Source organism: Bacillus sp. z50, from assembly GCF_058313585.1.
Map to the genome: position 1 here is coordinate 98,503 of NZ_JBZFQL010000007.1, position 14,170 is coordinate 112,672.

The following is a 14,170-nucleotide window of genomic DNA, read 5'->3' on the forward strand; positions in this document are numbered from 1 at the left end:
GGAGGAATAAAATAAATGGATTGGAAAACAACTTTTAATAAATGGAATGATCACTTAACGCTTGAACCAGAGCTTCATGAGAAACTGACTTCTCTTGTGGATGATGAAGTTGCGTTAGAAGATTGTTTCTATAAGAATTTAGAATTCGGTACAGGCGGTATGCGTGGAGAAATTGGTGTAGGAACAAACCGCATGAATGTTTATACAATCCGTAAAGCAACACAAGGCTTTGCATCCTATATTGAGAAATTAGGAGAAGAAGCAAAACAGCGTGGAGTTGTTATTGCTTATGATTCTAGACATAAATCACCTGAGTTTGCGATGGAAGCAGCAAAAACACTGGCAACCAACGGAATTCAAGCTTATGTATTTGATAGCCTTCGTCCAACTCCAGAGCTTTCTTTTGCAGTTCGATACTTACGTGCAATCGGTGGTATTGTAATTACAGCAAGCCATAATCCTCCAGAATATAATGGATATAAAGTGTATAACGAAGATGGTGGACAACTGCCTCCTGCTGATGCAGATGTTCTGATTGAGATGGTTAATGCTATTGAAAATGAACTTGAAATTAAAGTGGAAGAAGAGTCTGTATTACGTGATAAAGGATTAATTAAAATCATCGGTAAAGAAGTGGACGATGCATACAATGAAAAAGTCCTTACTATTTCTGAACAGCCTAATTTAGCAAAAGAAGTAGATGTAAAAGTCGTTTTCACACCGCTTCATGGTACAGCTAATCTTTCTGTTCGCCGAGCATTGAAGGATTTAGGTTATGAACATGTAGAAGTTGTAAAAGAACAAGAATTACCTGATCCTGAATTCTCAACTGTAAAATCTCCTAACCCAGAAGAGCATGCTGCATTTGAATTGGCAATCGCTAAAGGCAAAGAGATCGGTGCGGATATTTTAATTGGTACAGATCCAGATGCTGACCGTGTTGGTATTGCTGTTAAGAATGCAGAGGGAGAATATACGGTTTTAACAGGTAACCAAACAGGTGCGTTATTCTTAGACTATATTCTGTCTCAGAAGAAGGAAAAAGGAACAATGCCTGAAAATGGAATAATGTTCAAAACAATCGTAACATCAGAATTTGGACGTTCCATTGCCTCCAGTTATGGAGTAGAAACAGAAGATGTTCTGACTGGGTTTAAATTTATCGGGGAAAAAATCAAGCAGTATGAAGAGTCTGGAGAGTATTCTTTCCTATTTGGATATGAAGAAAGCTATGGTTCATTAATTAAAGATTTTGCCCGTGATAAAGATGCGGTTCAAGCTGCAGTAATGGCGGTAGAAATTTGTGCCCATTACAAACGCCTTGGAAAAACCTTATATCAGGCATTAGAGGATTTATATGAGAAGCATGGTTATTACTTAGAAGGAATGCGTTCCCTGACTTTAAAAGGAAAAGAAGGAGCTGCTCAAATCCAGCAAATTCTTGCTACATTCCGTAAGGAGCCGCTAGCCTCTCTTGCAGGTGTAAAAGTAGTGGCTGTTGAAGATTATAAAGAAAGCACACGAATGGATTTACTTACGAATGAAGAGGAAGCAATTCATTTACCAAAATCCAATGTTCTTAAATATTTCTTTGAAGATGAGTCTTGGGTTTGTTTAAGACCATCCGGAACTGAGCCTAAAATTAAGTTCTACTTTGCCGTTAAGGATAGCCAAAAACAAGCAAGTGAACAAAAGCTTCAGTCCTTCATGAATGAAATGATGCAAAAAGTATCAGAAATATAAAATACAAAACAGAGAGCTGACTAAAAGTCAGCTCTCTGTTTGTTTACACCCTTGGTTTCGCTGTTTGCATTTAGCCGTATATTTTTCCCACCACAGAAAAAAATAAAGATATTAAAAAGTCTGCATCGCCCATCCTTCTTCCTGATCATAAGGCAGGAATGTTGCATGGTCTATATATTGAAGAAGGGCATTTAGGGTCTTTTCAACGGACGCATTATCCTTAGAGAAATGATAGGCGTGCAGAAAATGTTCAATTTTTTTGGACAAAAAGTGGTCTTTTGTCCTTACCATCAGAAGTAGGAGGTTATCCCATTCTGAACGATGCGTGTAGTACAAAGCACGATCATAATCAACCTTATCCATTTGCTTCACTCTCCTTCTAGTGAGGAGTTAAAATTAGTTTGTTCAAAGTCATCATTTTATCACCCTGTAAAAGTTGGTCAGTTTGTAAATAGTAAAAATGAAACTTTCCATGGCTTAATTGTTAGAGGAACGGTTATCCTAATATCCGTATTTGACGTTTCTATTCTATATTTAATGTACTCAGTGACGAGTATGTGTAAGATATGGGCTAGATTTTAGGGGAGACTATTACATAAAGGCAGTTAAGGAAGTAAATAAATATAAATCAAGGGCAGGTCGAATAATTATTCTGTTTCTAACCCATTTTTCAGGTTGTTTTTAGACTCATTTGAGGACTTTTATACATGATTTTCCTATCCCTTCATATTAATGAGGTAAGAGAATGAGGGGGTGAATGGGTGAGAGCAGACGAGCAAAAAGACTTGGAGTATGCCATTGATGAAATAACGGAAATCGCTGTTGGATTTGGGCTCGATTTTTACCCAATGAGATATGAGATCTGCCCAAGCGAAATAATATATACTTTTGGAGCATATGGAATGCCAACTCGATATTCTCATTGGAGTTTCGGAAAACAATTTCACAAGATGAAGCTTCAGTATGACGTTGGATTAAGCAAAATTTACGAGCTGGTTATTAATTCTGATCCTTGCTATGCTTTTTTATTAGATTCCAATTCCTTGATTCAAAACAAATTAATTGTGGCTCATGTACTGGCACATTGTGATTTCTTTAAGAATAATGTTCGTTTTAAAAATACGAAGCGAGATATGGTGGAAAGTATGTCTGCCACTGCGGAAAGAGTTAGGCAATACGAGATTGAGCATGGGAAGCTGGAGGTTGAGAAGTTTCTTGATTCGGTCTTGGCGATTGAGGAACATATTGACCCATCGCTTGTTCGTCCACAATTGAATTGGTCCATGGATGAAGAGGAGATAGAGGATGATTCTCCGCAATTTACTACACCGTACGATGATTTATGGAACTTGGAAAGCAAGGAAAAGGGGCAAAAGAAAAAAACAAAGGTCAAGAAATTTCCCCCTCGTCCAGAAAAGGATATTCTTTTATTCATTGAACAGTATAGCCGTAACCTAGAGGATTGGCAGCGAGACATACTGACGATGATGCGTGAAGAGATGCTCTACTTTTGGCCGCAGCTTGAAACTAAAATCATGAACGAAGGCTGGGCGAGTTACTGGCACCAACGCATCCTACGTGAACTTGATTTAACCAGCGGTGAGTCAATCGAATTTGCAAAACTAAATGCAGGAGTGGTGCAGCCGTCAAGAACAGGCATTAATCCATATTACTTAGGCATCAAGATGTTTGAGGATATCGAAGAAAGATATAACAATCCAGACGAAGAGATGAGAAGGCGCGGGGTTAAACCAAATTCAGGCCGTGAGAAAATGTTTGAAGTGCGGGAAATCGAATCGGATATCTCCTTCCTCCGCAATTACCTCACAAAGGATTTGGTTATGCGTGAGGATATGTATCTATTCCAGAAAAAAGGACGCGACTATAAGATTGTCGATAAGCAATGGAAAGCGGTACGAGATCAGCTTGTCGGCATGCGGGTCAATGGAGGGTTCCCGTATATTACGGTGAATGACGGGGACTATTTAAAAAATGGGGAGCTTTACCTGAAGCATTGGTTTGAGGATATTGAGCTGGATGTAAAATACCTAGAGAAGGTTTTGCCGCATATGCATTATTTATGGGGACGAACGGTTCATATGGAAACGGTGTTGGAAGGTAAGGGAATTTTGTTTAGTTATGATGGGAAGAGTGTGAGTCGGAAGTATGTATGAGTAATGTGAAGAAGCCAATCAGGGATTGGCTTCTTTTATTTGAGAAGTGTTACTTTTTGAATATAAGGTCGTGCTCGATAATTGAAGAACGGGAATATAATTTGGTTACCAATTTTCTAAATTCCTCTGTCCACAAACAAATGGAAGCAATAGCAGAAGATCAAGATTGTCAAATGGATGGTATCTTTTTATGCTGCTAACGGGGGCACCATTCCTGCAATAAATGAACAGTGTGGTTAAATATGTGAAACAACGTAATTTAAACTATCAATGGCAATAGCAGAATCATCTATAAACACCTTGAGAGGCATCGCATAAGATAAAAAATACCGCCATTGACGGTATTCAATCTTCTACTTTTAAAATTGGGAGTGGAACAATGGTTGAAACTAATTGACACTATTATTCTTCCTGATTTCGTCACGAATGTCCTTTAGATAATCATTTTTTTGTTTCATTAACTTTATGAAAGTACTTGTAACATAAATAGCAAAAATGAGAATTCCTAAATATATTATGATAGGAATAATCCCTAAGAAATCTAATATTTCCATAAATTAACCCCTCCAAACTATATTTTATAATCATATTATCATATTTTTCACAAATTAATCGTTAATAAACTTATACTCTCAGGGTAGATTGCAAAATGAGGGCAATCGCTTTTTTATTAAAGGGGAAGGTTAACGGAAAAAGACAAACGGCATCGATTATATCTGTTTTTACTTTACGTAAACTCGAACTTTTCGCTTTGTATGAATTGATGAATTCACAACGATTAACAGATACCCTAGTTTTTCAAAATACTGTACAACAGGCACATAATGCCAGTAGACTCTAAAACTATGGGAGGTCTTGTTTCTGTTAATTCTTCTACCTCTTTAATAAATGTATGAAGTTCATCTAAGCCATCCAGTGTATGTGCGACTTTAAAGCTCTTTTTGTAAGGCTTCTTTTTCTCCAAGAATGCTTGAACCTGACTTTCACCTTTTGCGACATCCAGACCAATGACTGGATTCATGAGTATCTCCTCCTCATCAATGAATTAGCTGGTAACCCCTAAATGGCTCCTTATAGTGTCATAGCTTCGCTTGTTATGCGAGATCTGGGTCCCAACCAGCTTCAATCATGTTTCTATAAGTAGGGGGGAACGGTTTAGTTGTCGGGATTAACTTTCCCACGGGGGGGCTTTCGTTCTACCCCCGCTACCTCTAGTATTCTAGACCTCAAAGAAAAAGGTCAACCAATTAACTTGGTCAACCTAATAATACGAAGGGCAGGATAGTTGCATAAGGAGTTATAATATATTAGACCAATTCTTTATGTTATTAATAATTTGTATCTGACACAAAGTGGTAGTGTTTAATTTACAAATAAAAGAGGAAGCGATACATATGATTCATACTTTTGCCGTAACAAACGATTTAAAACTAATAACTGATATACCATTAAAACGTTTAGATGATTCTGATATTAAATGGTTTTGGGTAGATTTCGATACACCTAGTGATAGAGAAGCACTCCTTTTACAAACTCATTTTGATTTGCATCCACTTGCAATTGAAGACTGCTTACATTCTCTACAACGTCCAAAACTTGATTATTATGATGGGTATAATTTTTTTGTTCTACACACTTTAAACCAATACTCCCTTGTACCTGAAGAATTAGATATATTTGTCGGACACAATTTTATAGTTACTTTCCATTCATCACCTTTAAGTGAAATAGGAATGGTTCGAAAAAGGGTAATGGAGGATAAAAATACTATTAATAAAGGGGTTCTCCACATTTTTTATTCAATAATGGATAAAATTGTAGATGAGTATTTTCCAAGTATTTATAAATGTGAAGATAAATTGAATGAAATAGAAATGAATAAAACAAATCAAGATTTAATTGAAAATGTTTATGAAATAAGAAACCAGTTACTTAAGTTAAGACGCACAATTTTTCCGATGAGAGAATTGCTGTATAGAATTTTAAATTCGGAGAGAGTGATAGTCCCAAAAGATGATCGAGTCTATTTTATGGATATATACGACCATTTATTGAGACTTTCTGAAATGATTGAGTCTAATCGAGAAATGACGGCAGATATACGAGACAATTATATTTCACTAAATTCAAACCGAATGAACAGAATTATGAAAACACTAACTGTTATGACATCAGTTTTCATTCCCTTAACGTTTATTGCCAGTATATATGGGATGAATTTTAAATATATGCCAGAACTTACCTTGCAATGGGGATATTTTGGAGTGCTGGGAGTTATGGTATCAGTTGGCTCTGTAATGTTGTTATGGTTTTGGCGTAAGGGTTGGTTTAAATGATTAAAAATAAAAAGCCGATGCAAAAAACGGGCACGATTGTTTAAAAAGGTTCACTTTTCCTTATAGAAATAACGGGGGCGTTGATCCAAGAAGGATTAATGCCTTTTTGTGTTGAATTTCTTATTGTAAAAACGGGGTAGGTTAGCGGAATGAAAAATTTTCTGAAACTTCAAACTAGTATCCATCGTATATAATTAATAACAGGAAATACCAGGAAAGGGGATTTTATGTTGCAGTTGTTTTTAAAGGGATTATATAGAGGGTCTATCTCATTTGGTATCTTACTAATAATTTCACTGTCGTATAAGTTGCAAGGGCAATCAGATGATTCGAGTGTTTATTTTTTTTATGGCCTTATAGCCTTTTTCCTTGGGGTGACAAGCGTCATATATCAAATTGAACAATGGAGTTTTTTAAAGCAAATTTTTGCTCATTATATGGCGATGCTGATTACTGTTTTTCCAACGTTGCTATTAAGTGGTTTTTATCCGTTAGATTCATTTAAAGTTGTATTTGATGTGTATCTCCAATTTAATAAAGTGGGGATTATCTTATTTTTGACTTCATATTTTATTTCATATTTTTTTTCACGTAAAAATTCTAATAATAGCACATCAATATGATTGAGGTATACGACTGACGGTGGGCATTGATCTAAGAAGGATTAATCCCTTTTGTGTTGAACCTCTTATGGAAGTAACGGAGCAGGTTAGCGGAAGAAGGAATATTACAAAGATAAGTTGAATCTATATATATCGGTGGGAATGAAATGTGGAAAGAATTTATCAATTCAATTACGAAAGAACAACACTTTAAAGATCCTGCTACAAAGAGCGAGATTGAAGAAATTCAACGAAAACTAATTGTAGAAACGGGGCAGGTTAGCTTAAGAAGGTGTTTTTATCAGCATTGGAGAATATGTTAAATGCCTTGTTAAACGCAGTAACTGGAGGATATCAATATGAACCAAAAAGAATTAGATTCGATAATTAAACAGCCATCAAATATAAGATATGAGTATTTGGTCGCTGATTATGAGGAAGTCTGGGGTTTATATGACGATGGTTGGGCAACAGCACAGGATGATGATGGAAATATGTTGATTCCTTTCTTTCCTAGAAAAGAATTTGCAGAATACTGTGCCGTTAATGAGTGGAATAACTTCAAAGCTGAACCAATTGACTTAAATGAGTTTATTGAGAACTGGCTTGTTGGTATGAGGAAAGATAGAGTTAAACCATCCGTTTTCCCAATCAATGAAGACTCAGTAATGGTGGAGATCGATGTGTTATTAAGAGATTTAAATAGTGAGTTAGAGAATTATTAAGTAAGGTTTGCGTTTCAATATCAAGGGCTGTGGTTCAGCTCTTTTTTAGTTATTCGACAAACGGGGCAGGTTAGCTGAAAAAGGATTTTTATTATACATAGGAGAATTAATATTATATTATTAACCGTTACTGAGAGAGGTTTAACTGTATGACAACTTACTTGAAGAAAGAGAAAAATAAAGCTCCTAAAAAAGCACTTAGAGTATTCCTTGTTATCTGTCTTTTATTTACTGGGGTTATTGCTTATGGAGTATATTGGGCGTTTTTCGATATGAACAGACTACCAAAAGGAGAATATCTTATCGAAAAAACATCACCTGGCGGCCATTACACACTAAAAGCATATCTCACTAACGGAGGTGCTACAACGTCATATGCTGTTCGTGGCGAGTTAGTCTTTAATGAAGGCAATAAGAAAGCCAAAAATATTTATTGGAATGAACGAGAAGAAACTGCCAATATTACCTGGACAGACAATGATACAGTTGAGATCAATGGGCATACATTAGATGTACCTAATGATAAATTTGATTTTAGACATCAATGATTCATTACTAAACATACTGTTGAATTGAATCAATATAGATCCAAACTTTTAATTCTTTATTGGACAAACGGGGCAGTTTGGTTGAAGAAGAGTTGTTGTAATATGGATAACAATATTGTGTAGGGAAATATTCGAGATAATGGGAAGGGCTGTTATGAATAAAAAAATGGTGCTAGTAGGATTTTTAGGGTTATTGTCATTTATGTTTGGCATTTACATATCACAATGGACAATTTGGGGCGTGATTATGGGTATTGGTGGAGGATATGCTATGGGGTTTGGTGCTTTCAAATTATTTAATTAGTTAATGAACAAAAGGGGCAGGTTAGTGGAACAGTATCATATGGAAAACTTATGAGTGCTAATAATTGTTTTGAAATTTTATCACGGAAATATATGGCATAAAATAAGGGTGGGAAGTACACACGTCGCTGCTGTTAGTTAATTATCAATCTTACTCAAATAATTCTGATGAAACTAACTAAATGTGAAATGGGGGATGTTAGGTGGGAATTGATTTTCATAATGAGGAAAATCGAAATACTTATACAACTCGAAATGCCGATAATTCGTGGATTGCCGCTATTAAAGACCTTGTACCAATCGAAAATATAACCAAGGCATTGGATATAGGATGTGGCGGTGGTATTTATTCTAAGGCACTGTCTGATATGGGGATATATTCTGTTACTGGCGTCGATTTTTCCGAAGCAATACTTGAAGGTGCAAGAGAAAACTGCAAAGAACACCAAAATATATCTTTTAAGCAAGGTAACGCTTTTCATACTGGATTAGAAAGTAATAATTTTAATTTACTGCTTGAAAGAGCATTGATACATCATATAGATGATTTGCAAAAATGCTTTAAAGAGGCATATAGATTATTAAAACTTAAAGGATATTACATTATTCAAGACCGAACACCTGAAGATTGTTTATTAAAAGGTAATGATAGTCATATTAGAGGGTACTTCTTTGAATTATTTCCAAAATTAATTGAAAAAGAGACTAATCGCAGACACAATAGTCAATTAGTAATAGAAACACTTAAAGAAGTGGGATTTCTAGAAATTGAGGAAGTTAAGTTGTGGGAAACAAGAAAAGTGTACATTGATAAAAAGCAATTACTAAAAGACTTAAGTGAGAGAACAGGAAGAAGTATTTTACACGAATTAAACAATAAAGAATTAAAATTACTGGTGAATTATATAGATGAATCATTTTCTACTGAATGTAACATAGTTGAAAAAGATAGATGGACTATTTGGAAAGCAGTTAAATAATTGGATGGCTTGATTTAGCTTGTGAAAGTATGTACTTAAACAAACGGGGGCATTGATCCAAAAAGAAGGATTAATGCCTTTTTGTGTTGAATTTCTTATGGAACAAAAGGGGCAGGTTAGCTTAATAACATAATCGCAACCGTAAGTTGACAAAGTGCATCTCCCTAAATATGGAACTCATAGTGATGTTTTAATACAATTTAACTATCAAAAGAAAGGGGTGCTATATATGACTTTTAGTGAAAAAATTTTTAAACTTAGAAAAGAGAAAGGCTTATCCCAAGAAGCCTTGGCAGAGAAGTTGAACACTACGAGGCAGGCTATAAGTAAATGGGAAAATGGTCAAGGTTTTCCGGAAACTGAAAAGTTACTAATGCTTGGAAATATTTTTGAGGTGTCAATTGATTACTTGTTAAAAGATACCGTTGAACAAAGTAAAGAAAACGAAAAAGGATATTATGTAAGCAAAGAGATGGCAGAAGGTTATCTGCTATCTCAACGTAAAATGTCAAAATACTTCGCCGTAGGTTTTAGTCTTCTTATTTTATCCACTATACCTTATTTCGTTTTTAAACAAGATCCCGTAATTTTTACTATCCTAATTAGTATTATTGCTGTTCTCGGAATTGGAGCGATTACAGCAGGTTTTATAGAAGAAGATCGATATACTATTCTTAAGAAAGAATCCTTAATATTTGATCAAAATTTTCTTGAAGAACTGAAAGTTAGGTATGAAGATATTAAGAAAAAGTATGCCGTAGTGATGTTGGTTGGAATATGTTCTATTGCAGCAGGCGGAATTTCCTTTTTATTAGTAAGAAAGGCAATAGTACCAACAGGTATTCTGACGCCTTACTATCCAATCTTTATAGCTTTAATTGCTATTGGTATTTACACATTAATTCGTACATTATCAATAATAGATGCATATAGAATATTAGTGAAAAATGATGAACATATTAATCGTTTAAGTAACACATTTATGAAAAAAATAAGTAAACGTCTGTTCAACTAACAGAGCATTACTCAATATCAAGGGCTGTAATCAGCTCTTTTTTCTTATGCAGCTAAAGGGGCAGGTTAGTTCTATAAGCCTTATTCATTGAATACTGATATATTCTGAATGTTTTTTCATATGTAGGAGTAAGCCCAGAGGAAGGAGATAGTGAATGGAAGCGGAATTTCTCTATATGTCATCATTTATTGTGGTGATTTTGTTTGTGTCCATTGCAGTTTTTCAAGTGCTACTTTCTTTAGGCTATCCTTTAGGTGAATATGCAATGGGTGGGTATTATAAGGTTTTACCTAAAAAATTACGTATTGTGAGTGTTGCAAATGCTTTGATTCTGTTATTTATGGGATTTGTTTTTCTACAACATACTAATGTCTTAATTGGTTTGGATTTTTTACCTACAAAAATATTAGTATGGGTTATTACAATTTTCCTTGGTCTTAATACAATAGCAAATCTAATATCTCGGAGTAAGAAAGAGAGATTTGTTATGACACCATTATCAGGTATTAACTTCATATTATGTTTATTTATTGCTTTATCATAGGATTATTTCTTTATTTCTTATTCAATTAACTGGTGCTCTACTAAAAAGGTTTACTAATAAGAGGTGGATTTGATTGAATACAAAAATATGGTTCAGAATGGCTACTGAAAAAGATTTAGATTGCATTGTTGCGATGCTTGCAGATGATGTTATGGGAAATAAACGTGAGCGTTATGAGCATCCACTTCCTAATAGTTACATAAAAGCATTTAAGGCTATAACGTCTGACCCTAATAATGAGTTAGTAGTGGCTTGTGACGGAAATGAAGTGATTGGGGTACAGCAAATTACTTTTACACCTTATATAACACATCAAGGTGGATTGAGAGCTACTATCGAAGGAGTGAGGACATCTGCTTCTGTAAGAGGAAAGGGTGTAGGTACTGAACTTATAAAATGGGCAATTCAACGCGCAGAAGAACGTGGTTGTCATTTGGTACAACTGACATCAGATAAAAAAAGACCAGATGCGTTAAGATTTTATGAACGATTAGGTTTTAAAGCAACGCACGAAGGTTTAAAGCTAAAAATTTAAAATTCCTTCTTCAACTAACGGGGGCATTGATCGAAGAAGGATTAATGCTCTTTTTGTTGAATTCCTTATTGTAGAAACGGGGCAGGTTTGTTCAATAATAACCCTCAACAAAATGGAATTTTAAGGTAAAATATAATTTGGGATATCAATACATAATAAGGAGTTTGGTTTTTTGAAAAAAATAGTTTTATCTCTATGTTTGTGTTCTCTTTTGATAACAGCTTGTCAAAAGGAGTATAAGGGTGAATATATAAAATGGGGAGAAAAGACCAACAGTAATGCAACTGAATTATTAAAGAAAAATGGAATACCTTATAAAATTAAAGATGGAATTATATATATTCCTGAAGATGCTTTTGATAAATCTATTTACTGTTGTGCTTAAAGATTAAAGTAAAGGGGGCCCTACTCCAATATTAAGAGTTGTATTCAGCTCTTTTTGTTTATGCAGCTAAAGGGGCAGGTTAGGTCAATAAGAATAGGTGAAATTGACAGCGGATTAATCTTCGGTTGGCTTGCTCGGAAAAAAGAGAACGAGGAACGAACCGAAAAATACGATTTTAACGACAAGAAACAGGATGTCCGCGGCCCAGTAGTCAGGTAGAAATTCCACTGCAAATTCCAGACCAAGCACGGCTCCTGTAATAAGGAACACAAGAAGATTTAGTATTTTCATTTTCATATCAATCACTCTCCTGAAAGTAGGATAAAATCGAAATAAGCAATGAGGACGAATTAAAAGATAACTTTTTTGGGGTGTGCTAAAAAATATAAAGATAAAATTGAAGTTGCTAATACAAAACCCGTTATTTTCCAAATGAATTATAACATATGTGTTGGTCGTGATTATAAAAAGATAATCAGTTTTTGAACATTCATCCTGAAATAAAAATTGATTAAGAAACACTGTGATTGATTGTCCTTATTTGGGTTATCGGGTAGCAATCTTGTATTGAAGGATACGATTAATTATGTAACACTAACTATAATTGGAAAGAATGCACTTCAACTAACGGGGGCATTACTCTATTATCAAGGGCTGTGATCAGCTCTTTTTTGCTATACAGCTAAAGGGGCAGTTTCGTATTATATAGTTCAGCCAGAACTTTCTGGTTGAACTTTTTTCATATGAATTTAATCTATCAGTAGCCAGGGTAGAACGTAAGGGGCAGTGGGACAAATGATCCCGTCCGCTAAACTGTTCACCCCCTACTTGTAGAAATATGTTTGAGGCTGGTTGGGACTGAGATCTCGTATAACAAGCGAAGCTATAATACTACTTGGAGGAAATAGGGATACTGGTGAATTTATCAGAGGAGGAGAAAGAATGAACCCAGTTGTGGGTATAGATATAGCCAAAGAAGAAAGTGAAGTACAGGCTTTTTTAGATAAAGGAAAGCCGTATGGAACAAGTTTTTCGATTAAGCATAATCGTGAAGAGTTGGAGAAGTTTATCTATTTCTTAGAAGAAATGAAGGAAACAACTGGGCAGATGCCTGTGGTTATATTGGAATCAACAGGACATTATCATACCCCAGTTGTTCAATGCTTAGAAGAGAATGACATACTTTATATCTTATTGAATCCAATCATTTCTCATCAAGCGAAGAAGGCCAGTTTAAGAAAGGTGAAAACTGATGCGTTTGATGCGTATCAATTATGTGTTCTCTATTATAAAGAAGAATTTGAACCTCAAAAAAGGAGAGGAATTCAACTTCTAAATATTCGGAATCTATCGAGACAACAAGAGATAATGACGAATATGTATGTGGAGGCAAAATTGCATTTCCATACGATTTTAGATCAGGTTTTCCCTGAATATAGAAAGGTTTTTGGGGATCTATTTTCGAAAGTATCTTTATCGGTATTAAAGGAATACCCTACCTCGGAGAAGGTTCTAAGGGCTAGCAAGGAAGAGCTAGAAGATAGGATACGAGAACATTGTCCCAGTCGGTCTGTACAGTGGGCCAAAGAAAAGGCAAGAAAGCTCATTCATTCAGCTTCTCAAAATCCTTTTCAGAAAGTGCGATATGAAAGCCATCTTATCAATCTTAGTATGTATATCGATATTTTATTTCACTACCAAGGACACCTTACGGATTTAGAGAGCCAAATGGTATCCCTGGCAAATGAAATAGAAGAATATAAGATTATCCAATCGATTCCTGGTATCGGTGAAAAGATTGCGGCAACAATCATTTCGGAGATAGGAGAAATTGATCGGTTTAATCACCCTAAAAAGTTAGTGGCCTTCGCTGGAGTAGATCCCAGTGTCTATTCATCTGGTAAGTTTACTGCGAACATAAATCGTATAACCAAACGAGGATCCAGTAGGCTAAGGCATAGTTTGTATTTAGCTGTTTTATGTGGGATAAGAGGCTCTAGAAATAAAAAGCTCAAAGAGTTCTATGATAGAAAACGTTCAGAAGGAAAACCTTCAAAAGTTGCCATTGTAGCTTGTATCAACAAGCTGCTTCACTGGATTTATGCTTTATTGAAAAAGAACGAGAATTTCCTAGATTTAGCTTAGGAAATGATATTTATCCAACATAAGAAAAACCTTCCAAAAAGAAACTGGAGGGTTATTTGGCATACCCAAAAACAGTATAGCATATAAAAAAATGAAATATACAGAGAGATATTGACAACCTATTAGCTGGTTTAG

At 35.1% G+C, this 14,170-nt stretch carries 16 protein-coding genes; 13 read left to right on the forward strand and 3 right to left on the reverse strand.

Annotated elements, in window-relative coordinates; all coding sequences use genetic code 11:
* Positions 1-15: 15 nt before the first annotated feature.
* Entirely contained in the window at positions 16-1,743 is a 1,728-nt protein-coding gene (locus AC4G3N_RS17280) for a phospho-sugar mutase (protein ID WP_066102708.1), read from the forward strand.
* Between the two features lie 111 nt (positions 1,744-1,854).
* Here the strand turns inward: AC4G3N_RS17280 and AC4G3N_RS17285 are convergent, their stop codons facing one another.
* Entirely contained in the window at positions 1,855-2,106 is a 252-nt protein-coding gene (locus AC4G3N_RS17285; protein ID WP_066102706.1) for a YhdB family protein, read from the reverse strand.
* A gap of 398 nt (positions 2,107-2,504) precedes the next feature.
* On the opposite strand from AC4G3N_RS17285, the gene AC4G3N_RS17290 reads away from it, so the two are divergent.
* On the forward strand, positions 2,505-3,917 hold the full coding sequence (locus AC4G3N_RS17290) for a SpoVR family protein (RefSeq protein WP_066102703.1): 1,413 nt from the start codon (positions 2,505-2,507) through the stop codon (positions 3,915-3,917).
* A 790-nt stretch (positions 3,918-4,707) separates the two neighbouring features.
* Here the strand turns inward: AC4G3N_RS17290 and AC4G3N_RS17295 are convergent.
* Entirely contained in the window at positions 4,708-4,938 is a 231-nt protein-coding gene (locus AC4G3N_RS17295) for a hypothetical protein (protein ID WP_066102700.1), read from the reverse strand.
* A 373-nt stretch (positions 4,939-5,311) separates the two neighbouring features.
* Here AC4G3N_RS17295 and corA point away from each other — a divergent pair, with 373 nt between their 5' ends.
* The 10 genes from corA to AC4G3N_RS17345 all read left to right on the forward strand — a co-directional run bounded on the left by corA (position 5,312) and on the right by AC4G3N_RS17345 (position 11,890).
* Positions 5,312-6,253 (forward strand): magnesium/cobalt transporter CorA, encoded by a 942-nt coding sequence (gene corA / locus AC4G3N_RS17300; protein ID WP_066102697.1) that lies wholly within the window; start codon positions 5,312-5,314, stop codon positions 6,251-6,253.
* A 227-nt stretch (positions 6,254-6,480) separates the two neighbouring features.
* Positions 6,481-6,876 (forward strand): DUF3021 family protein, encoded by a 396-nt coding sequence (locus AC4G3N_RS17305; protein ID WP_066102694.1) that lies wholly within the window; start codon positions 6,481-6,483, stop codon positions 6,874-6,876.
* A gap of 338 nt (positions 6,877-7,214) precedes the next feature.
* Positions 7,215-7,580 (forward strand): DUF2750 domain-containing protein, encoded by a 366-nt coding sequence (locus AC4G3N_RS17310; RefSeq protein WP_066102691.1) that lies wholly within the window; start codon positions 7,215-7,217, stop codon positions 7,578-7,580.
* A 149-nt stretch (positions 7,581-7,729) separates the two neighbouring features.
* On the forward strand, positions 7,730-8,128 hold the full coding sequence (locus AC4G3N_RS17315) for a DUF5412 domain-containing protein (protein WP_148631139.1): 399 nt from the start codon (positions 7,730-7,732) through the stop codon (positions 8,126-8,128).
* 154 nt (positions 8,129-8,282) lie between these two features.
* Complete coding sequence (locus tag AC4G3N_RS17320) at positions 8,283-8,432, forward strand: hypothetical protein (protein ID WP_175354244.1); 150 nt, start codon at positions 8,283-8,285, stop codon at positions 8,430-8,432.
* Positions 8,433-8,634: 202 nt separating this feature from the next.
* Positions 8,635-9,411: a class I SAM-dependent methyltransferase gene (locus tag AC4G3N_RS17325; RefSeq protein WP_491090806.1), complete on the forward strand. Its 777-nt coding sequence runs from the start codon at positions 8,635-8,637 to the stop codon at positions 9,409-9,411.
* Positions 9,412-9,640: 229 nt separating this feature from the next.
* Positions 9,641-10,426 carry a helix-turn-helix domain-containing protein gene (locus AC4G3N_RS17330; RefSeq protein WP_148631143.1) on the forward strand — a complete coding sequence of 262 codons (786 nt, stop codon included), beginning with the start codon at positions 9,641-9,643 and terminating at the stop codon, positions 10,424-10,426.
* Between the two features lie 154 nt (positions 10,427-10,580).
* Positions 10,581-10,970 (forward strand): hypothetical protein, encoded by a 390-nt coding sequence (locus tag AC4G3N_RS17335; protein WP_491090808.1) that lies wholly within the window; start codon positions 10,581-10,583, stop codon positions 10,968-10,970.
* Positions 10,971-11,067: 97 nt separating this feature from the next.
* On the forward strand, positions 11,068-11,505 hold the full coding sequence (locus AC4G3N_RS17340; protein ID WP_491090814.1) for a GNAT family N-acetyltransferase: 438 nt from the start codon (positions 11,068-11,070) through the stop codon (positions 11,503-11,505).
* 172 nt (positions 11,506-11,677) lie between these two features.
* Positions 11,678-11,890, forward strand: coding sequence for a hypothetical protein (locus AC4G3N_RS17345; protein WP_140461951.1), 213 nt, complete (start codon positions 11,678-11,680; stop codon positions 11,888-11,890).
* A 114-nt stretch (positions 11,891-12,004) separates the two neighbouring features.
* Here AC4G3N_RS17345 and AC4G3N_RS17350 read toward each other — a convergent pair whose 3' ends face one another.
* Positions 12,005-12,187, reverse strand: a complete 183-nt coding sequence (locus AC4G3N_RS17350; protein WP_491090810.1) for a hypothetical protein — start codon at positions 12,185-12,187, stop codon at positions 12,005-12,007.
* A 645-nt stretch (positions 12,188-12,832) separates the two neighbouring features.
* On the opposite strand from AC4G3N_RS17350, the gene AC4G3N_RS17355 reads away from it, so the two are divergent.
* Positions 12,833-14,035, forward strand: a complete 1,203-nt coding sequence (locus AC4G3N_RS17355) for an IS110 family RNA-guided transposase (RefSeq protein ID WP_491089503.1) — start codon at positions 12,833-12,835, stop codon at positions 14,033-14,035.
* The last annotated feature ends 135 nt before the right edge of the window (positions 14,036-14,170 follow it).